This is a genomic window from Mycolicibacterium holsaticum DSM 44478 = JCM 12374 (genome assembly GCF_019645835.1).
Taxonomy (GTDB): Bacteria; Actinomycetota; Actinomycetes; order Mycobacteriales; family Mycobacteriaceae; genus Mycobacterium; species Mycobacterium holsaticum.
Genome location: NZ_CP080998.1, coordinates 3,334,930 through 3,354,962, shown reverse-complemented (window position 1 = coordinate 3,354,962; position 20,033 = coordinate 3,334,930). Strand labels below are relative to the sequence as shown.

The 20,033-nt window shown below is 69.8% G+C and carries 18 protein-coding genes; 16 read left to right on the top strand and 2 right to left on the bottom strand.

Annotation, left to right across the window (positions count from 1 at the left end; all coding sequences use genetic code 11):
• Window positions 1-12 precede the first annotated feature (12 nt).
• The 9 genes from cobO (at window position 13) to K3U96_RS16225 (ending at window position 11,145) form a co-directional block, all read left to right on the top strand.
• Entirely contained in the window at window positions 13-627 is a 615-nt protein-coding gene (gene cobO / locus K3U96_RS16265; protein ID WP_069406026.1) for a cob(I)yrinic acid a,c-diamide adenosyltransferase, read from the top strand.
• A complete protein-coding gene (locus tag K3U96_RS16260; protein WP_220690381.1) occupies window positions 621-2,066 on the top strand; it encodes a cobyrinic acid a,c-diamide synthase CobB in 1,446 nt (481 codons plus the stop codon). Before cobO ends, K3U96_RS16260 begins: the two co-directional genes overlap by 7 nt.
• Window positions 2,063-3,274, top strand: a complete 1,212-nt coding sequence (gene cobA, locus K3U96_RS16255; RefSeq protein ID WP_220690380.1) for a uroporphyrinogen-III C-methyltransferase — start codon at window positions 2,063-2,065, stop codon at window positions 3,272-3,274. Before K3U96_RS16260 ends, cobA begins: the two co-directional genes overlap by 4 nt.
• Before the next feature lie 66 nt (window positions 3,275-3,340).
• Window positions 3,341-4,888, top strand: a complete 1,548-nt coding sequence (locus K3U96_RS16250; protein ID WP_372514939.1) for an MFS transporter — start codon at window positions 3,341-3,343, stop codon at window positions 4,886-4,888.
• A gap of 101 nt (window positions 4,889-4,989) precedes the next feature.
• Window positions 4,990-6,474, top strand: coding sequence for an MFS transporter (locus K3U96_RS16245; RefSeq protein ID WP_220690378.1), 1,485 nt, complete (start codon window positions 4,990-4,992; stop codon window positions 6,472-6,474).
• A 29-nt stretch (window positions 6,475-6,503) separates the two neighbouring features.
• Window positions 6,504-8,243 carry a proline--tRNA ligase gene (locus K3U96_RS16240; protein WP_220690377.1) on the top strand — a complete coding sequence of 580 codons (1,740 nt, stop codon included), beginning with the start codon at window positions 6,504-6,506 and terminating at the stop codon, window positions 8,241-8,243.
• Window positions 8,244-8,255: 12 nt separating this feature from the next.
• Window positions 8,256-8,897: a TetR/AcrR family transcriptional regulator gene (locus K3U96_RS16235; protein ID WP_220690376.1), complete on the top strand. Its 642-nt coding sequence runs from the start codon at window positions 8,256-8,258 to the stop codon at window positions 8,895-8,897.
• Window positions 8,898-8,943: 46 nt separating this feature from the next.
• Window positions 8,944-9,975, top strand: a complete 1,032-nt coding sequence (locus K3U96_RS16230) for a zinc-binding dehydrogenase (protein WP_220690375.1) — start codon at window positions 8,944-8,946, stop codon at window positions 9,973-9,975.
• 9 nt (window positions 9,976-9,984) lie between these two features.
• Window positions 9,985-11,145: a sulfotransferase family protein gene (locus K3U96_RS16225; protein WP_220690374.1), complete on the top strand. Its 1,161-nt coding sequence runs from the start codon at window positions 9,985-9,987 to the stop codon at window positions 11,143-11,145.
• A 78-nt stretch (window positions 11,146-11,223) separates the two neighbouring features.
• On the opposite strand, the gene K3U96_RS16220 is transcribed toward K3U96_RS16225, so the two are convergent.
• Together K3U96_RS16220 and K3U96_RS16215 are read right to left on the bottom strand one after the other, a co-directional pair.
• Entirely contained in the window at window positions 11,224-11,694 is a 471-nt protein-coding gene (locus K3U96_RS16220; protein ID WP_220690373.1) for a ferritin-like domain-containing protein, read from the bottom strand.
• Window positions 11,691-12,200 carry a hypothetical protein gene (locus K3U96_RS16215; RefSeq protein ID WP_220690372.1) on the bottom strand — a complete coding sequence of 170 codons (510 nt, stop codon included), beginning with the start codon at window positions 12,198-12,200 and terminating at the stop codon, window positions 11,691-11,693. The genes K3U96_RS16220 and K3U96_RS16215 overlap by 4 nt, the downstream gene beginning before the upstream one ends.
• Window positions 12,201-12,342: 142 nt before the next feature.
• Between K3U96_RS16215 and rimP the strand changes: the two genes are divergently transcribed.
• The 7 genes from rimP (at window position 12,343) to K3U96_RS16180 (ending at window position 19,942) form a co-directional block, all read left to right on the top strand.
• Window positions 12,343-12,882: a ribosome maturation factor RimP gene (gene rimP, locus K3U96_RS16210; RefSeq protein ID WP_069405432.1), complete on the top strand. Its 540-nt coding sequence runs from the start codon at window positions 12,343-12,345 to the stop codon at window positions 12,880-12,882.
• Window positions 12,879-13,922 (top strand): transcription termination factor NusA, encoded by a 1,044-nt coding sequence (gene nusA, locus K3U96_RS16205; RefSeq protein ID WP_220690371.1) that lies wholly within the window; start codon window positions 12,879-12,881, stop codon window positions 13,920-13,922. Before rimP ends, nusA begins: the two co-directional genes overlap by 4 nt.
• 75 nt (window positions 13,923-13,997) lie before the next feature.
• Window positions 13,998-14,396, top strand: coding sequence for a YlxR family protein (locus K3U96_RS16200; RefSeq protein WP_220690370.1), 399 nt, complete (start codon window positions 13,998-14,000; stop codon window positions 14,394-14,396).
• Between the two features lie 67 nt (window positions 14,397-14,463).
• Entirely contained in the window at window positions 14,464-17,157 is a 2,694-nt protein-coding gene (infB, locus tag K3U96_RS16195; RefSeq protein WP_220690369.1) for a translation initiation factor IF-2, read from the top strand.
• On the top strand, window positions 17,154-17,633 hold the full coding sequence (gene rbfA / locus K3U96_RS16190; RefSeq protein ID WP_220690368.1) for a 30S ribosome-binding factor RbfA: 480 nt from the start codon (window positions 17,154-17,156) through the stop codon (window positions 17,631-17,633). Before infB ends, rbfA begins: the two co-directional genes overlap by 4 nt.
• Window positions 17,608-18,609: a DHH family phosphoesterase gene (locus K3U96_RS16185; protein WP_084223866.1), complete on the top strand. Its 1,002-nt coding sequence runs from the start codon at window positions 17,608-17,610 to the stop codon at window positions 18,607-18,609. Before rbfA ends, K3U96_RS16185 begins: the two co-directional genes overlap by 26 nt.
• Entirely contained in the window at window positions 18,602-19,942 is a 1,341-nt protein-coding gene (locus K3U96_RS16180) for an MATE family efflux transporter (RefSeq protein WP_220690367.1), read from the top strand. The genes K3U96_RS16185 and K3U96_RS16180 overlap by 8 nt, the downstream gene beginning before the upstream one ends.
• Window positions 19,943-20,033 lie beyond the last annotated feature (91 nt).

The following is a 20,033-nucleotide window of genomic DNA, read 5'->3' as shown; positions in this document are numbered from 1 at the left end:
GGAGTGTTCGACATGCCGCAGGGCCAACCGCTCAGCGTTCCCGACGACGGGTTGACCACCCGGGCACGGCGCAACGCCCCGCTGCTCGCGGTGCACACCGGCGCGGGTAAGGGCAAGTCCACCGCGGCGTTCGGGATGGCGCTGCGGGCCTGGAACCAGGGTTTCGACGTCGCGGTGTTCCAGTTCGTCAAGAGTGCCAAGTGGAAGGTCGGCGAGGAGGCGGCGTTTCGCCAACTGGGTCGCCTGCACGACGAGCAGGGCGTCGGCGGCCCCGTGGAGTGGCACAAGATGGGCTCGGGCTGGTCGTGGACGCGCAAATCCGGCAGCGACGACGATCACGCCGCGGCCGCCTCCGACGGCTGGGCCGAGATCGCGCGCCGACTCGCCGAGCAGCGCCACGATTTCTATGTGCTCGACGAGTTCACCTACCCGCTGAAGTGGGGCTGGGTCGACGTCGACGAAGTGGTCGCCACGTTGACGGCCCGTCCCGGCACGCAGCACGTCGTCATCACCGGCCGCCACGCCCCGCCCGCCCTGCTCGACGCCGCCGACCTGGTCACCGAGATGACCAAGGTCAAGCACCCCATGGACGTCGGCCGCAAGGGCCAGAAGGGCATCGAGTGGTGACGCCTGCCCTTGTTGTGGCCGCACCGGCGTCCGGTAGCGGAAAGACGACTGTGGCAACGGGTTTGATGGGTGCGCTGCGGCGCGCGGGACACGTCGTCGCGCCGTTCAAGGTCGGACCCGACTACATCGACCCCGGCTACCACACGCTGGCCGCGCACCGGCCCGGGCGCAACCTGGACCCGGTGCTGGTCGGCGAGCACCTGATCGGCCCGCTGTACCGGCACGGCAGCGCAGGCGCCGACATCGCGGTCATCGAAGGGGTCATGGGCTTGTTCGACGGGCGCATCGATGACAACGCCAACCCGTCGGGCACCGCCGCCGGTTCCACGGCCCAGGTTGCGGGCATGCTGCGCGCGCCGGTCGTCCTGGTCGTCGACGCCCGCGGCCAGAGCCACAGTATCGCCGCGCTGCTGCACGGCTTTTCGACGTTCGACCGGTCGGTGCGAATCGCGGGGGTCATCCTGAACCGGGTCGGATCGGCCCGCCACGAAGAGGTGCTGCGTCAGGCGTGTGAATACGCCGGTGTCCCGGTGTTCGGCGCCCTTCCGCGCACCGACGAACTATCGCTTCCCTCAAGACATCTCGGGCTTGTCACCGCCGTCGAGCACGGTGAGCGGGCGCGCGCCGCGGTGGATGCGATGATCGCGCTGGTGGCGCGCCACGTCGATCTCGCGGGCCTGGCGGCGGTGGCCGCCTGCGAGGTGGCCGACGAACCGTGGGAGCCCGCCGTGAACGACGCCGCCGTGACCGGTGTCACCGTCGCGTTCGCGGCGGGCAAGGCATTCAGCTTCGGCTACGCCGAACACCGTGAACTGCTGGCGGCCGCCGGCGCCGAGGTGGTCGAGTTCGATCCGCTGACCGATCCGCTGCCGCCCGACACCGCCGCACTGGTCATCCCCGGCGGGTTCCCCGAGCAGTTCGCCACCGAACTGTCGGGCAACGACCTTGTGCGCCAACAGATCAAGGCGCTCGCCGCATCCGGCGCACCGGTACACGCCGAATGCGCCGGCCTGACCTACCTGGTCGACGAACTCGACGGGTACCCGATGTGCGGCGCGCTGTCTGGCTCTGCGCGCTTCACCGACCGGCTCACCCTGGGCTACCGGCAGGGCGTCGCCGTCGCCGAGTCGCCGTTGCACACCGTCGGCGAACGGATCATGGGACACGAATTTCACCGCACCACAGTCGAGTTCACCGACAGCTACCCGCCCGCGTGGGTTTACGCGGGCAACACGGAGACGGGCGTGCGCGACGGTGCCGTCGACGCCGGCGTGCACGCCGGCTATCTGCACACCCACCCGGCCGCCCATCCGGGGGCGATCGCCCGTTTCGTAGCCGCGGCGGGCCGCGAATGTTCGGACGCGGCGGGCCGCGAATGTTCGGACGCGGCGGGCCGCGAATGTTCGGACGCGGCCGCAACCTCTAGGCTCGCACGGTGAGCGAGATCGCCTACCTTGTCGGCCTGCGCCTGACCGGTAAGAAAGTCGTCGTCGTCGGGGGCGGTACGGTGGCGCAGCGCAGGCTGCCGCTGCTGGTGGCCAACGGCGCCGACGTGCACGTCATCACCCGCGCAGCCACCCCGGCGGTCGAGGCCCTCAGCAGGCAGCGACCCGGAATAACCCTTGAACTCAGGGATTTTCGCGACGGCGATCTCGAGGGCGCCTGGTACGTCATCGCGGCCACCGACGATCCGGCCGTGAACGCCGCCGTCGTCGCCGAAGCCGAACGGCACCGCATCTTCTGCGTGCGCGCCGACGTGGCGCGGGAGGGCACCGCGGTGACACCGGCGTCGTTCGAGTACGAAGGTCTTTCGGTCGGTGTGCTGGCCGGCGGCGAACACCGGCGCTCGGCGGCCATCCGGTCGGCGATCCACGAGGCGATGCAGAGCGGGCTGATCGCCCCCGGCGACACGCCCGGCGTCGTTGCGGGCGGTATCGCCCTGGTCGGCGGCGGACCCGGCGATCCCGAGCTGATCACCGTGCGCGGCCGGCGGCTGCTCTCACACGCCGACGTCGTCGTCGCCGACCGCCTCGCCCCCCAGGAACTGCTTGCCGAACTGGCGCCGCACGTCGAGGTGATCGACGCCGCCAAGATCCCGTACGGGCGCGCGATGGCCCAGGACGCGATCAACGACGTGCTGATCGAGCGGGCCAGGGCCGGCAAGTTCGTCGTGCGGCTCAAAGGCGGCGATCCGTTCGTGTTCGCGCGCGGCTACGAAGAGGTGCTGGCCTGCGTGGACGCCGGAATCCCCGTCACCGTCGTGCCCGGCGTGACGAGCGCCATAGCCGTACCTGCGCTGGCGGGCGTTCCGGTCACGCACCGCGGGGTAACCCATGAGTTCGTGGTGGTCAGCGGCCATGTTGCGCCGGGGCATCCCGAATCGTTAGTGAATTGGGATGCCCTGGCCGCGCTGTCCGGCACTATCGTTTTGCTGATGGCCGTGGAACGCATCGAATTGTTCAGCAATGCGCTGTTGGCGGGCGGTCGACCTGCGGATACCCCGGTGCTGGTGGTGCAGCACGGCACCACCTCCGCGCAGCGAACGTTGCGGGCCACGCTGGCCGACGCGCCAGAACGGATACGGGAAGAAGGGATTCGACCGCCGGCGATCATCGTGATCGGCTCGGTGGCGGCGTTCGGCGGTTAAAGGATTTCTAAGATTACTGTAAGGTAACCCGTTATGACGGCTCTCAATGACGCAGCGCGCGCAGCCATGCGCCGTGACGCCGAGGGCGGGGCAAATCGGTCGCAGCCCGTACGCGGAGACCGCGCCGCTGCCGAGCGAACTGGTCGGACCCCCGTGTGGCAACCGTCGCGGCGGTTCTTCGCCGCGGTCATCGCCATCGGCGGGATGCAGTTGCTGGCCACGATGGACAGCACGATCGCCATCGTCGCTCTCCCGAAGATCCAGGACGAGCTCAACCTGTCCGACGCGGGCCGCAGCTGGGTCATCACCGCATATGTACTGGCCTTCGGCGGGCTGATGCTGCTGGGCGGCCGGCTCGGCGACACCATCGGCCGCAAGCGCACCTTCATCGTCGGCGTCACCCTGTTCACGATCGCCTCGATCCTGTGCGGCATCGCCTGGGACGAGACCACCCTGGTGATCGCCCGGCTGCTGCAGGGCGTGGGCGCCGCGATCGCCTCACCGACCGGTTTGGCGCTGATCGCGACGACGTTCCCCAAGGGGCCCGCCCGCAACGCGGCCACCGCGGTGTTCGCCGCGATGACCGGCGTCGGCTCGGTGATGGGCCTGGTCGTCGGCGGCGCGCTGACCGAAGTGTCCTGGCGGTGGGCGTTCCTGGTGAACGTCCCGATCGGGCTGCTGGTGATCTACCTGGCCCGCACCACCCTGCGCGAGACGCTCCGCGAGCGGCTCAAGCTCGACGCCGCAGGGGCGATCCTGGCCACGCTGGGCTGCACCGCCGCGGTGTTCGGGTTCTCGATGGGCCCCGAGCAAGGCTGGCTGTCCCCGATCACGCTGGGCTCCGGGATCGCCGCGCTGACCTTCCTGGTCGCGTTCCTCTACGTCGAACGCACCGCGGAGAACCCCGTCGTGCCGTTCGAACTGTTCAAGGACCGCAACCGGGTCGCCACGTTCGCCGCGATCTTCCTGGCCGGCGGGGTGATGTTCACGCTGACCGTGCTGATCGGGCTGTACGTGCAGGACATCATGGGTTACACGCCGCTGCGGGCCGGGATCGGCTTCATCCCGTTCGTCATCGCACTCGGCATCGGGCTCGGCCTGTCGTCGCATCTGGTGTCGCTGTTCCCGCCGCGCCTGCTGGTGATCGCCGGTGGCGTGCTGGTGCTGGGCGCGATGATCTACGGCTCCACGCTGCACGGTGACATCCCGTACTTCCCGAACCTGGTGATACCGATCACCGTCGGAGGTTTGGGCATCGGCATGATCGTCGTCCCGCTGACCGTGTCGGCGATCGCCGGCGTCGGCTTCGACCAGATCGGCCCGGTGTCGGCGATCGCGCTGATGCTGCAGAACCTGGGCGGCCCGCTGGTGCTGGCGGTCATCCAGGCCGTGATCACCTCGCGCACGCTGTATCTGGGCGGCACCACCGGCCCGGTGCACAACATGGACAGCGCGCAGTTGCACGCACTGGACCAGGGCTACACCTACGGCCTGCTGTGGGTGGCCGCGGTGGCGGTGATCGTCGGCTGTGCGGCGCTGTTCATCGGCTACACCGCCGCGCAGGTCGCGCACGCCCAAGAGGTCAAGGACGCGCTGGACCAAGGAGAGCTTTAGCTCGACATTCGACCCCGGCGAGCTCTAGCGATTCGGGTGTAGTTGGTCACGCTGTCCGTGACCAACTACACCGAAATCACCTGTGGGTAGGCTGGCTACCCATGTCTGCCGGGTCGCCGTCGTCGCTTCCGCTGGCGTCGAAGGTGTTGGGCCCGGCGATCTTCGCGATCACCGGCATGCAGTTGATGTCGACGCTCGACGGCACCATCGTCATCGTCGCGCTGCCGCGGATGCAGGCCGACCTCGGCCTCACCGACGCCAGCAAGAGCTGGGTGATCACCGCCTACGTGTTGGCGTTCGGCGGGCTGCTGCTGCTCGGCGGGCGCGTCGGCGACGCGATCGGGCACAAGCGCGCGTTTCTGTCCGGCGTCGGGGTGTTCACGATCGCCTCGCTGGCCTGCGGGCTGGCCAACGACCCGACCACGCTGATCGTGGCGCGTGCGGTGCAGGGCACCGGGGCGGCCGTCGCCGCGCCCACCGGGCTCGCGCTGATCGCGACGACGTACGCGGTCGGCCAGGCCCGCAACCGGGCCCTGGCGATCTCGGCGGCCATGCAGGGCATCGGCTCGGTGCTGGGGCTGGTGCTCGGCGGCGCGCTGACGGTGATCTCGTGGCGGCTGGCGTTTCTCATCAACGTGCCGATCGGCATCGTGATCGTCGCCGTCGCGGTGGTCAAATTGGCCGAGACCCATCACGAACGGCTCAAGCTCGACGTCACCGGGGCGCTGCTGGCCACGCTGGGCTGCACGTCGGCGGTGCTGGTCTTCACCCAGGGCCCACCGCGCGGCTGGATCGACCCGCTGGTGATCGGCGCCGCGGTGGCCGCTGCGGTGTTCTTCGTCAGCTTCCTGCTCGTCGAGCGCACCGCCCAGCACCCCATCGTCCCGTTCTCGGTGTTCGACAACCGCAACCGGGTGATGACGTTCGTATCGCTGTTCCTGGCCGGCGGGGTGCTGCTCACCCTGACGGTGATGATCGGGCTGCTGGTGCAGGACGTGCTCGGCTACTCGGCGCTGAAGGCGGGCATCTGCTTCATCCCGTTCGCGCTGGCGTTCGGGGTGGGCAGCGCGGTCGCTGCCAAGCTCGCCCCGCGTATCGCGCCGCGCTGGCTGATCATTGGCGGCGGGGTGTTCGTCCTCGGGGCGATGCTGTACGGCTCGACGCTGGACCGCAGCATCCCGTACTTCCCGAACCTGTTCGCGCCGATCGTCGTCGGCGGCTTCGGCATCGGCGCCATCGCGGTGATCCTGCCGCTGTGCGCGATCGCCGGGGTCGGTCCCGGTGAGATCGGCCCGGTGTCCTCGATCACGCTGATGGTGCAGAACCTGGGCGGCCCGCTGGTGCTCGTCGTCATCCAGGCCGTGCAGACGTCGCGCACGCTGTATCTGGGCGGCACCACCGGGCCGGTCAAGGACATGACACCCGCTCAACTCGACGCGTTGGGCCACGGCTACACGTACTCGCTGCTGTGGGTGGCCGGTGTCGCGGTCATCGTCGGCGTCGCCGCATTCTGGATCGGGTTCTCCGCCCGCCAGATCGCCACCGCCCAGCACACCCGGGAAGCGGTGGAGGCGGGCGAGCTTTGACGCTGGCGCGATCAGTAAGGTTGTCGCCTGTGATCACCCGCATGTCGGAGCTGTTTCTGCGTACGTTGCGCGACGACCCGGCCGACGCCGAGGTTCCCAGCCACAAGCTGCTGATCCGGGCCGGCTACATCCGCCCGGTCGGCCCCGGGCTGTACAGCTGGCTGCCGCTGGGCCTGCGGGTGCTGCGCAAGATCGAGAACGTGGTGCGCGAGGAGATGACCGCGATCGGCGGCCAGGAGATCTTGTTTCCGGCGTTGCTGCCCCGCGCGCCGTACGAGACGACGAACCGGTGGACCGAGTACGGCGACGGCGTGTTTCGGCTGCAGGACCGGCGCGGCAACGACTACATGCTCGGGCCGACCCACGAAGAGTTCTTCACGATGACGGTCGAGGGCGAGTACAGCAGCTACAAGGACTTTCCGCTGCTGCTGTTCCAGATCCAGACCAAGTACCGCGACGAGGCCCGGCCCCGCGCCGGCATCCTGCGGGGCCGTGAGTTCGTCATGAAGGACTCCTACTCCTTCGACGTCGACGACGACGGTCTGCGCGCGGTGTACGCCCGCCACCGCGACGCCTACCAACGGATCTTCGACCGCCTGGGCGTGCGCTACGTCATCGTCTCGGCGGTATCGGGCGCGATGGGCGGCAGCGCATCCGAGGAGTTCCTCGCCGAAAGCGACATCGGGGAAGACACGTTCGTGCGCTGCGTGGAATCCGGATACGCCGCCAACGTCGAGGCAGTCACCACCGCGGTGCCGCCGGCGCGGCCCGTCGACGGTCAGCCCGAGGCCAAGGTGTACGACACCCCCGACACCCCGACCATCGCCACGCTGGTGGAGTGGGCCAACGCCACGCTGGACCGCACGGTCAGCGCCGCCGACACGCTGAAGAACGTGGTGCTCAAGGTGCGCCAACCCGGCGGCGAGTGGGAACTGCTTGCGGTGGGCGTGCCCGGTGACCGCGAGGTCGACGACAAACGTCTGGGCGCCGCGCTCGACCCTGCGGAGTACGCGCTGCTCGACGAGGCCGACTTCGCCAGGCACCCGTTTCTGGTGAAAGGCTATATCGGACCAAAGGCGTTGCTGGCCAACGGTGTTCGTTACCTCGTCGATCCGCGGGTGGTGGACGGCACGTCGTGGATCACCGGCGCCGACGAGCCGGGTAAGCACGTGGTCGGGCTGGTCGCCGGCCGCGACTTCGTCGCCGACGGCACCATCGAGGCGGCCGAGGTGCGCGACGGGGATCCGTCCCCGGACGGGGCCGGGCAGCTGGTGGCCGCGCGCGGTATCGAGATCGGCCACATCTTCCAGCTCGGCCGCAAGTACACCGACGCGTTCGAGGTCGACGTGCTCGGCGAGAATGGCAAGCCGGTGCGCCTGACCATGGGCTCCTACGGCATCGGGGTGTCGCGGCTGGTCGCGGTGATCGCCGAGCAGCACAACGACGAGCTCGGGCTGGTGTGGCCGCCGTCGGTGTCGCCGTTCGACGCCCACGTGGTGATCGCCAACAAGGACGCCGCCGCCCGCGCCGGTGCGGAGGAGTTGGCCGCCGAACTGGACCGGCTCGGCGTCGAGGTCCTGCTCGACGACCGCACCGCCTCGCCGGGAGTGAAGTTCAAGGATGCCGAACTGCTCGGTGTGCCAAGGATTGTCGTCGTGGGCCGCGGCTGGGCCGACGGCGTCATCGAGCTGCGCGACCGGTCCACCGGCCAGACGCGGGAGATCGCCGTCGCGAACGCGGCCGCGGATGTCGCTGCGGCGCTTCGATAGCGGACCGGGCCCGTGCCGCCGGACGCGACGAAGACCAGGGACAAGCTGCTGGACGCCGCAGCCCGGGCGTTCGCCAGCGACGGGGTCTTCAACGCGTCGCTGATCGACATCACCCGCCAGGCCGGGCAACGCAACCGCGCGGCGCTGCGGTACCACTTCGGTTCCCGCGACGGCATCCTCTGCGCGGTCATCGACCGGCACGCCGATTTCCTGGCGCGCCGCGAACGCGATCTGCTTGACGTCGCGTTGACCACCCCCGGCGACGAGTTGGCCCCGGTGCTGGAGGCCATCGTGCGGCCCGCGGCCGAACTGGCCGACAGCGGGTGGCGAGGCCGGTGCTGCCTGCTGATCATCGCCGAGCTGACCGGTGAGGACATGCAGTCCTACAGCGCCCAGTTGCAGGCCGTGCTGGCCCGCACCGGCGGCAACGAGGTGTACGAACTGCTCACTGCCCGAACGGGGTTCCTGACCGACGAGCTGCGGGTCGAGCGGTTCTCGTTGGTGGCGATGTTCGTCCTGCGCGCCATCGCCGACCGCGCTCGGCTGCTGGAGCGCAGGGGGCGCCGGGGCCGCCCGCAGCTGGAGTACGAGCCGTTCGTCTCCAACCTGGTCGCGATGGCCACCGCGGCCATGGTCGCGCCGCCGTTGACATAAGCACATCTGCTTATTACGGTTACCGCGTGCCGGCGGGGAGGTTCGGGTGAGGGCAGTTCAAGTCGTGCGCCACGGTGATCCGGTGGAAGTGCTTGCCGTACGGGAAGTCTCGGAACCCGAACCCGCGCCGGGAGAGGTGCGGATCGCGGTCTCGGCGGCGTCGCTGAACTTCGGTGACATCGCGCGGTGCCGCGGCACCGTGGCCAGCGTGACGGGTGAGCCGCCGTTCACGATCGGCATGGACGTGTGCGGTGTCGTCGACCGCGCCGGTGAGGGCGCGACGGAATGGCTCGGGCGCCGGGTGGTGGCGATGACCAAACAGTCGCTGGGCGGCATCGCCGAATGCGCGATCGCGCCGGCGGCGACGGTGTTCGACGCCCCATCCGAGCTCGACGACGTCGACGCCGCAGCGTTCACACTGCCGTTTCACGTGAGTTACCTTGCACTGCACCGGCGCGCGCACCTGGCGCCGGGGGAGAGGCTGCTGGTGATGGGTGGCGCCAGCGCGGTGGGGACCGCCGCGATCCAACTCGGCGTCGCCACGGGCGCCGACGTGCTCGCCGTCGCCGGGGGCCCAGACAAGGTGAAGGTGTGTGAAGAGCTGGGCGCGACGGGTGTCGACCACACCGCAGCGGACCTGTTCGACGCGGTCATCGCGCACACCGACGGGCACGGCGTCGATGTGGCGTTCGACGTGGTCGGCGGTGAGCGCACCGAGCAGATCTGGACCTGCATGGCACGGGAGGGCCGTTATCTGCCGGTCGGTTTCAACGACGACCCGCAGTCCGGACTGACGGGCCGGCCGCTGCGCAAGGTCTCGATGGGCAACGTGTCGGTGCTCGGTGTCATCCTCGCCTACGGTGAACTACCCACGGAATTCCGCAGATTCGGGCTCAACTTCTTTCCCGCCGAGGTCGGCAAGGACGTCCACCGCGCGCTGCTCGAACTCGTCGCGGACCGCGCGATCCGTCCGGTGGTCGGTCGGCGCGTGAGAATGGCCGAGATGGGCGAGGCGCTGCGGGACCACGAGCAGCGGCGCACCACCGGGCGCACCGTCGTCGTCGTCGAGCGCGGATAGCGGCCGGGGATGGCGGGTTTCGACGCGGACGACATCATGGCCAGCGCCGTCGAACTGGCGGGCTCCGAGGACTTCGGGCCGCCCGACTTCCGAACGGGGCTCATCACGTTGTGCGCCTCGGTCGACGAGGAAGCGCAGCTCAACGACCTCGGCGATATGGCGATGCGGCAAAACATGATCGGCGGGCTGGTCAACCGCCTCAAGGTGTTCGACTGGGTCCGTCAGCACCCCGACATCGCGGCCGAACCGGTGGAGGCGCCGCTGGTGGTCATCGGCCTGTTCCGTGCGGGTACCACGTTCGTCAGCGAGTTGCTCGACCAGGACCGGGCCAACCGGTCGCTGCTGCGCTGGGAAGCCGCCGACAGCGTCCCGCCGCCGAACCGCGGGACGTTACGGGCGGGTCCGCGCGTCGACGCGGCCGCCGCGGGCATCGACATGCTCGAATCGCTGAACCCCAAGATCAAGGTGGTGCACCACGAGGACGCCGCCGGGCCCACGGAATGCCTGACCCTGCTGGGGCAGGACTTCAAGAGCCTGACCTGGGAGGCGATCGCCAACGTGCCGGGCTACAGCGGTTGGTTGCTGGGCGCCGACCAGCGATCGGCATACGAGTACCACCGCACGGTCCTGCAGGTCTTGCAGAGCAACGGGGTCCGCGGGCGCTGGACGCTGAAGAGCCCGCATCACGCGACCGCCCTGGACGCGCTGACCGCCGTCTACCCCGACGCCCATCTGGTGGTCCTGCACCGCGATCCGACCGTGCTGTGCGCCTCGGCGTGCAGCCTGATCTCCACGCTGACCGGGACGTTCAGCGACGCCGACCACACCTCATATATCGCCGAGCACTGGACCCGGATGCTCGAGGTGTCCATCGAACGGATCGAGGAGTTTCGCCGCGCACACCCCGAGCGCCGGATCATCGATGTGCAGTACGCCGACCTCGCCGTCGACCCGGTCGGCACGGTGGCGGCGATCTACGCCGGTTGCGGTCGCGAGCTGTCCCCGGCGGCGCGCGCCGCGGTCTGCGCCTACGTCGACGCCCACCCCCGCGGCCGGTTCGGCGCCCACGGCTACCGGCTCGAGGACTACGGACTGGATCAGGGGCAGATCCGCGAACGGTTCGCCGACTACGTCGAACGCTACAACGTGCCGACCGAGGCCACCTCTTGAGCGCGAGCAGACGCAGAGTCGCACGGATAGCGTGGCGGTGACGCGATTACGCGTCTGCGCGCCCGAAGACGTGCCCCGCTACTCGTTGCCGCCGGGGAACGCGACGGTGACCGGGGCCACGACGAGCACCCGACGCCACCGGGCGGCCATCACCGCGCACTGCGTCAGCGCGGTCACCGCGAACGCCCGGTCCTGCTGATCGGTGGCCTGTTCGACGACGGCACGCCAGGCCACCGCGGCGTCCTCCTCCATCCGCACCGCCAGGGTCGCGGCGTCGGTCGGGGTGTCGACGTCGATCGGCACCTGATAGCCGGGCGCGGGCAGGGGCGCGTCGATCGAGCGCGCGCCGAGCTTGGCCAGCGCCTGCTCGCGGCGTTCGCGGTGCTCGGCCATCGCTTCGGCCACCAGGTCGTTGCGTTCGGGAAGCGAATGCGCAGACACCACCCCGTAGCCGTAGATCGTTGCGTGCTCGGTGGCGACGGCGTCGAACAGTGCGCCGTCGGCCGGATCCGACGGACGCGACGGGCTGCTGGGCGCCGGCGCGGTCATGGCTTGGCCTCGGGGACGTCGAGCGCGACGGTGTAGGCCGCGGTGCAGGCGGCCGCGATCGACGCCACCAGACCGGCGCGGTACCCCGACAACGTGGCGGCCAGTTCGGTGGCGCTGTCCGCGGACACCCGCAGCGCGGCGACGACGTCCTTGGCGGTCGGGAGCCGGGCCGGCTCGGCCGTGGTGCTGGAAGGGTCAGCGGTCGGCGTATCTCCACCGCGAAGCCGCACCAACTCGTCCGAGAGCGCCTCGGCATGTGCGGCCCGCTCGGCCGCGACCGCGGTGAGCGCCTGCCCGACCGCCCCCTTCGCCTGGCCTGCGGCGTCGGTGGCCAGCTGGCTGTCGGCACGGGCGCGGTTGAGCTGCGCGAGCAGTTCGTCGACTTCCGGCGGCGGTGGCGGTGAGCCGCATGCCGACGCCGTCACCCCGAGCAGCGTCGCCGCCGCCGCACCGACCAGGAGACGTCGCCTGGTGAAGGTCGGCGGTGGGCTCGGCACGAGCAACATCTTGCCATCGCCGTCTCCGCGGGTGGCCGCGCGTTCAACGCTGACCGGGGCGGCCCTGGCGTATCGTGGGTAGTCGGTTTCAGTGTCTTTAACAGCGGTACGCCGAACCTGTGTCCGGACAACTCAAGATGAGGAGCTCGCCGTGACGGAGTGGTCTGCGGGATTGCCGTCGCACAAACAGGTGATCGAGCTACTCGATGGGGAGTTCGCGCGCGCCGGCTACGAAATCGAGGACGTGATGATCGACGCGGGCACACGTCCGCCGCGCATCAAGGTGGTGGTCGACGCCGACGACGGCCTGGACCTCGATTCCCTGGCCCAGCTGTCTCGCTCGGCCTCCCAGCTGTTGGACCGCGTCGACGCGAAGGCCGCACCCTATGTCCTTGAGGTCACTTCGCCGGGCGTGGACCGGCCGCTGACCGCCGAGAAGCACTTCCGGCGCGCCCACGGTCGCAAGGTGGAGTTGACCCTGGCCGACGGCTCCCAGCTCACCGGCAGGCTCGGCGGAACCGACGGCGACGCGGTGCGATTGGTGGTCCGCGAAGGCCGCAAAGCCGACTTCTCGGTGCGTGAACTTCCACTGGAATCTATTGCCAAAGCCGTTGTCCAAGTAGACTTTTCGCCTCCCAATCCGCGAGAGCTGGAGCTGGTCGGCCGATCTGGGAAGGAGGCCGGGGCGTGAACATCGACATGGCGGCGTTGCATGCGATCGAGGTGGACCGAGGCATCCCGGTGGGTGAACTCGTCGAGACGATCAAGTCGGCGCTGTTGACCGCCTACCGGCACACCCAGGGCCACGCCGACGAGGCGCGCATCGAAATCGACCGCAAGACCGGCGAGGTCAAGGTGATCGCCACCGAACTCGACGCCGACGGCAACACCGTCACCGAATGGGACGACACCCCGGAGGGGTTCGGCCGCGTCGCCGCGACCACCGCGCGCCAGGTGATGTTGCAGCGGTTCCGCGACGCCGAGAACGAAAAGACCTACGGCGAGTTCTCCGCGCGTGAGGGCGACATCGTCGCCGGGGTCATCCAGCGCGACGCCCGCGCCAACGCGCGCGGCCTGGTCGTCGTGCGGGTGGGCAGCGAAACCAAAGGGTCCGAGGGCGTCATCCCCGCCGCCGAGCAGGTGCCCGGTGAGCGCTACGAGCACGGCGACCGGCTGCGCTGCTACGTCGTCGGTGTCACCCGCGGGTCACGCGAACCGCTGATCACGCTCTCGCGCACCCACCCCAACCTGGTGCGCAAGCTGTTTTCCCTGGAGGTGCCCGAGATCGCCGACGGGTCGGTGGAGATCGTGGCGGTCGCGCGCGAAGCCGGTCACCGCTCGAAGATCGCGGTGACCTCGCGGGTGCCGGGCCTCAACGCCAAGGGCGCCTGCATCGGCCCGATGGGTCAGCGGGTGCGCAACGTGATGAGCGAACTGTCGGGCGAGAAGATCGACATCATCGACTACGACCCCGACCCGGCCAAGTTCGTCGCCAACGCCCTGTCCCCGGCCAAGGTGGTCTCGGTCAGCGTCATCGACGAGGCGGCCCGCGCGGCGCGCGTCGTCGTCCCTGACTTTCAGCTGTCGCTGGCCATCGGCAAGGAGGGCCAGAACGCCCGGCTGGCGGCCCGGCTGACCGGCTGGCGGATCGACATCCGAAGCGACGCCGCCGTCGCCGACCACCCCGACCCCGACCCCGACGCCGCGCGCGGCGCCGTCCACGATCGCTAGGGCAGCGGGCGGCCGGCTACACGCCGACCAGCACAGCCGTTGCGAATCGGACTAGGCGGGACGGTAGACTCAGCTGTGATCCAGCGCGAGACTTCGGCTTCGACGCATCGACGCAGCTCCGACGCCTTTGTCGGGCCAGTGCGGACGTGCGTGGGCTGCCGAAAGCGAGAGCTGGCCGTCGAACTGCTTCGAGTGGTCGCTGTCGACGATGGCTCTGGGAACGCTCCCAGCGCTGTCACCGTCGACTCGGCGAGGAAACTGCCGGGGCGGGGTGCGTGGCTGCATTCCGATCCACAGTGTCTCGAGGCAGCGATTCGTCGGCGAGCTTTCGGTCGAGCGTTGCGCATCACCGGTTCACCGGACCTAACTGCGGTGATCGAGTACGTCAGCGCTGCCCGCAGCGCCGAACCGGCCGATCCACCCGGAAACAGAACAGGTAGCGAAGAACATGAGCACACCGTGAAGTCCCGATGACCATGCGTCATAGCTAAACCGAGGCGCGGCGCCTACCACCGCTGACGCCTCTAGAGATGGAGATGTAGTGGCAAAGGCCCGTGTACACGAGTTGGCCAAGGAACTCGGTGTCACCAGCAAGGAAGTACTCGCCCGCCTGAGCGAACAGGGCGAATTCGTCAAATCAGCGTCCTCCACCGTGGAGGCTCCCGTCGCGCGCCGGTTGCGCGAGTCGTTCGGCGGCGGCAAGGACAAGGTCAAGGCCGACGGCAACGGCGCCGGTGCTACGGCCGCCGCTCCGGCCAAGGCCGCCGCGAAGGCTCCGGCCACGCCGGCCGCGCCCAAGCCCGCCGCACCCGCAGAGCCTGCGGCCCCCGCACCACCTCCGGCTCCCGCGGCAGCGCCGCCGCCGGCAGCGGCGGCGGCACCTGCGGCCACCCCGGAGGCCCCCGCCGCCCGGCCCAGCCCGACGCCGGGCCCGCGGCCCGGCCCCGCGCCCAAGCCCGCCCCGCGCACCCCGCGCGTCGGCAACAACCCGTTCTCCTCGCAGCAACCGGTCGACCGGCCGATCCCACGCCCGCAGGTGCCGCGTCCCGGCGCACCACGACCCGGTGCGCCTCGACCCGGCATGTCGCCGGGCAACATGCCACCACGCCCGGCCGGTCCCCGTCCGGGCGCCACGGGCCGCCCCGGCGGCCCGCGCCCAGGGCCCGGCGGTCGTCCGGCGCCCGGCGGCGGCGGCCGTCCCGGCGGCGGTGCCGGCGGCGGTGGCGGCAACTACCGCGGCGGTGGCGGCGGCGCCCCGGCCGGCGGTGGCTTTCGGGGTCGTCCCGGCGGCGGCGGCCGTCCCGGTCAGCGCGGTGGCGCGGCCGGTGCCTTCGGACGTCCGGGCGGTGCGCCCAAGCGCGGCCGCAAGTCAAAGCGGCAGAAGCGCCAGGAATACGACTCGATGCAGGCGCCGGTCGTCGGTGGCGTGCGGTTGCCGCACGGCAACGGCGAGACCATCCGGCTGGCCCGCGGCGCGTCGCTGTCAGACTTCGCCGAGAAGATCAACGCCAACCCGGCCTCGCTGGTGCAGGCGCTGTTCAACCTCGGTGAGATGGTGACCGCCACGCAGTCCGTCGGCGACGAGACGCTCGAACTGCTTGGCAGCGAGATGAACTACGTCGTGCAGGTGGTGTCCCCGGAGGACGAGGACCGCGAGCTGCTGGAGTCCTTCGACCTGACCTACGGCGAGGACGCCGGCGACGAGTCCGCGCTGGAGACCCGCCCGCCGGTGGTGACCGTGATGGGTCACGTCGACCACGGCAAGACCCGTCTGCTCGACACCATCCGCAAGGCCAACGTCGGCGAGGCCGAGGCCGGCGGCATCACCCAGCACATCGGTGCCTACCAGGTTGCCGTCGAGCACGACGGCGAAGAGCGGCTGATCACCTTCATCGACACCCCGGGTCACGAGGCGTTCACCGCCATGCGTGCCCGCGGCGCCAAGGCCACCGACATCGCGATCCTGGTGGTCGCCGCCGACGACGGTGTCATGCCGCAGACGGTGGAAGCCATCAACCACGCGCAGGCTGCCGACGTGCCGATCGTGGTGGCGGTCAACAAGATCGACAAGGAAGGTGCCGACCCGGCCAAGATCCGCGGACAGCTGACCGAATACGGTTTGGTCGCTGAGGATTTCGGTGGCGACACCATGTTCGTCGACATCTCGGCCAAGCAGGGCACCAACATCGAAGCGCTGCTCGAGGCCGTGCTGCTGACCGCTGACGCCGCGTTGGACCTGCGGGCCAACCCCGACATGGAAGCCCAGGGTGTGGCCATCGAGGCGCACCTGGACCGCGGCCGCGGCCCGGTGGCGACCGTGCTCGTGCAGCGCGGCACGCTGCGCGTCGGCGACTCGATCGTGGCCGGCGACGCCTACGGTCGCGTGCGCCGCATGGTCGACGAACACGGCGACGACGTGACCGAGGCGCTGCCCTCGCGGCCGGTGCAGGTCATCGGCTTCACGTCGGTGCCGGGTGCCGGTGACAACCTGCTGGTCGTCGACGAGGACCGCATCGCCCGCCAGATCGCCGACCGGCGCAATGCGCGCAAGCGCAACGCGCTGGCCGCGCGGTCGCGCAAGCGGATCAGCCTGGAAGACCTGGATTCGGCGCTGAAGGAAACCAGCCAGCTGAACCTGATCCTCAAGGGCGACAACTCCGGCACCGTGGAGGCGCTGGAGGAAGCCCTGCTGGGCATCCAGATCGACGACGAGGTGCAGTTGCGCGTCATCGACCGCGGTGTCGGTGGTGTCACCGAGACCAACGTCAACCTGGCGTCGGCCTCCGATGCGATCATCATCGGGTTCAACGTGCGCGCGGAGGGCAAAGCCACCGAACTGGCCAACCGCGATGGGGTGGAGATCCGCTACTACTCGGTGATCTACCAGGCCATCGACGAGATCGAGAAGGCCCTCAAGGGCATGCTCAAGCCGATCTACGAGGAGAAGGAACTCGGCCGCGCCGAGATCCGCGCGATCTTCCGGTCGTCGAAGGTCGGCAACATCGCCGGCTGCCTGGTCACCTCGGGCATCATGCGTCGTAACGCCAAGGCGCGGCTGTTGCGGGACAACGTCGTCGTCGCGGAGAACCTCACGGTGTCCTCGCTGCGTCGGGAGAAGGACGACGTCACCGAGGTCCGCGAGGGCTTCGAGTGCGGTTTGACGTTGACCTACAACGACATCAAAGAAGGCGATGTCATCGAGACGTACGAGCTGGTCGAGAAAGAGCGCTCGTGAGCGATCCGGCCCGAGCACGCCGGCTGGCCAAACGAATCCTGACGATCGTCGCTTCGGCGATCGAGTACGAAATCAAGGATCCGCGGCTGGCCGGGGTCACGATCACCGACGCCAAGGTCACCAACGACCTGCATGACGCCACGCTGTTCTACACCGTGCTGGGACGCAGCCTCGACGAGGAGCCTGACTACGCCGGCGCGGGCGCGGCGCTGGAGAAGGCCAAAGGGGTGCTGCGGACCAGGGTCGGATCGGCCACCGGAGTGCGGTTCACCCCCACGCTGGCCTTCGAGCGCGATACGGTGCCAGACACGGCGGTGCGGATGGAAGAGCTGCTGAACCGGGCCCGCGCGGCCGACGAGGATCTGGCGCGGGTTCGGGAAGGCGCCAAGCACGCAGGCGACTCGGACCCGTACCGTATCCCTGGGGGGCCGCAGGACTCTGAGGACACCGGTGACCGCGACCGACAAGATGACTGACGCCGCTGTTGCGGCGCGGCCGGTCATCGACGCGCGCGAAGCAGCCGACCTGCTGTCGGCGGCGAACAGTGTCAGCGTGGTCTGCCACGTCTATCCCGACGCCGACACCATCGGCGCCGGGCTGGCCCTTGCCCTGGTGCTCGACCAGACCGGCAAGGACGTCGAGGTCAGCTTCGCGGCGCCCGCAGAGCTGCCCGAGTCGCTGCAGTCGCTGCCCGGCGGGCATCTGCTCGTCGGTCCCGATGCGATGCGCCGCGACGCCGACCTGGTGGTGACCGTCGACATCCCGAGCGTGAACCGGTTGGGCGCGTTGGCGCCGCTGGCCGGTCCGGGTCGCGCGGTGTTGGTCATCGACCACCACGCCTCCAATCAGTTGTTCGGCACCGCCAACTACGTCGACGCGTCGGCCGACTCGACCACGATGCTGGTTGCCGACCTACTCGACGCCTGGGCCAAGCCGATCGACATCGGCGTCGCGCACTGCCTCTACGCCGGGCTGACCACCGACACCGGGTCGTTCCGCTGGGCCACCCCACGCGCCCACCGGCTGGCCGCCCGGTTGGTCGAATTGGGTGTCGACAACGCCGCGATCAGCCGCACCCTGCTCGACAGCCACCCGTTCGCCTGGCTGCCGATGCTGTCGCGGGTACTGGGCTCCGCGCGCCTGGTGCCCGAGGCGCTGGGTGGCCGCGGCCTGGTGTATACCGTTGTGCCACATCGGGAATGGGTCGACGCCCGACCGGAGGAAGTCGAAAGCATCGTCGACATCGTGCGCACCACGCAACAAGCTGAGATCGCCGCGGTGTTCAAGGAGATCGAACCGGCGCACTGGTCGGTGTCGATGCGCGCCAAGACGTTCGACCTGTCCTCGGTCGCCAGCGGGTTCGGCGGGGGCGGGCACCGGTTCGCCGCGGGTTACTCGGCGACCGGCACCGTCGACGAGGTGGTCGCGGCACTTCGCGCGGCAATTGGCTGAACCCGAAGGCGATCTACCGGTCGCCGACGCCTCCGGTCGCCGGATCGCGGCGCTGGCGCTACCTGCACTCGGGGTGCTGGCCGCCGAGCCGATCTATCTGCTGTTCGACATCGCCGTCGTCGGGCGGCTGGGCGCACTGTCGCTGGCCGGCCTGGCGATCGGCGGCCTGATCCTGACCACGCTCAGCTCGCAGATGACGTTTCTGTCCTACGGCACCACCGCGCGCTCCGCGCGGTTCTACGGCGCGGGAAACCGCCAGGCGGCGGTGGCCGAGGGCGTGCAGGCGACGTGGCTGGCGCTCGGTGTCGGCACCGTGGTGATCCTGGGGGTGCAGGCGTTCGCCGTGCCGCTGGCCTCCGTGCTCGCCGGTGATGCCGACGGCGGCGAGATCGCCGACGCGGCCACGGCGTGGGTGCGCATCGCGATCTTCGGCGCGCCCGCGATCCTCGTGTCGGCGGCGGGCAACGGCTGGATGCGCGGGGTCCAGGACACCGTGCGACCGTTGCACTACGTCGTTGTGGGGTTCGGGTTTTCGGCCGTGCTGTGCCCGCTGCTGGTCTACGGCTGGCTGGGTATGCCGCGGTTGGAGCTGCCCGGCTCTGCCGTCGCCAACGTGGTGGGGCAGTGGTTGGCGGCGCTGCTGTTCTTCCGTGCGCTGCTGGTCGAAAAGGTGTCGCTGGGTGTCCAGCCCGCGGTGCTGCGCGCCCAGATCGTGATGGGCCGCGACCTCATCCTGCGCACGATGGCGTTCCAGGCCTGCTTCGTCTCCGCGGGTGCGGTGGCCGCCCGGTTCGGCGCGGCCGCGGTGGCCGCGCACCAGGTCGTGCTGCAGCTGTGGAATTTCCTTGCCCTGGTGCTGGATTCACTCGCGATCGCCGCGCAGTCGCTGGTGGGCGCCGCGCTGGGGGCCGGTCAGCTCGGGCACGCCAAGTCGGTGGCGTGGCGGGTGACGATCTTTTCCACGCTGGCCTCTTCGGTGCTGGCGATCGTGTTCGCCGTCGGCGCGTCGGTGTTTCCCGCCGTGTTCACCGACGACCGCTCGGTGCTCGACGCGATCGGGGTGCCGTGGTGGTTCATGGTGGCCCAATTACCGGTCGCCGGAATCGTATTCGCGCTCGACGGTGTGCTGCTGGGGGCCGGCGACGCCAAGTTCATGCGCAACGCGACGCTGATCAGCGCGCTGGCCGGGTTTCTGCCGTTGATCTGGCTGTCGTTGGCGTACGACTGGGGCCTGCTCGGCATCTGGGCGGGCCTGTCGACGTTCATGGTGCTGCGGTTGGTGTTCGTGGGCTGGCGCGCGTTCTCCGGCCGCTGGCTGATCCCCGGCACCTAACCTTTTCCGCGAGCGTGCGTGTTCCCCGCGCTACGCGGTGGGCCCAGCGCCCGACACGCCGGGCCCGATCGCGAGTTTGCGCACGCTCGCG

Excerpts from the sequence above, each read along its gene's own strand:
- K3U96_RS16220 (WP_220690373.1), bottom strand. The coding sequence starts at position 11,694 with ATGACCGCGCCGGCGCCCAGCAGCCCGTCGCGTCCGTCGGATCCGGCC.
- cobO (WP_069406026.1), top strand. The coding sequence starts at position 13 with ATGCCGCAGGGCCAACCGCTCAGCGTTCCCGACGACGGGTTGACCACC.
- K3U96_RS16245 (WP_220690378.1), top strand. The coding sequence starts at position 4,990 with ATGTCTGCCGGGTCGCCGTCGTCGCTTCCGCTGGCGTCGAAGGTGTTG.
- K3U96_RS16215 (WP_220690372.1), bottom strand. The coding sequence starts at position 12,200 with ATGTTGCTCGTGCCGAGCCCACCGCCGACCTTCACCAGGCGACGTCTC.
- K3U96_RS16250 (WP_372514939.1), top strand. The coding sequence starts at position 3,341 with ATGCGCCGTGACGCCGAGGGCGGGGCAAATCGGTCGCAGCCCGTACGC.
- K3U96_RS16225 (WP_220690374.1), top strand. The coding sequence starts at position 9,985 with ATGGCGGGTTTCGACGCGGACGACATCATGGCCAGCGCCGTCGAACTG.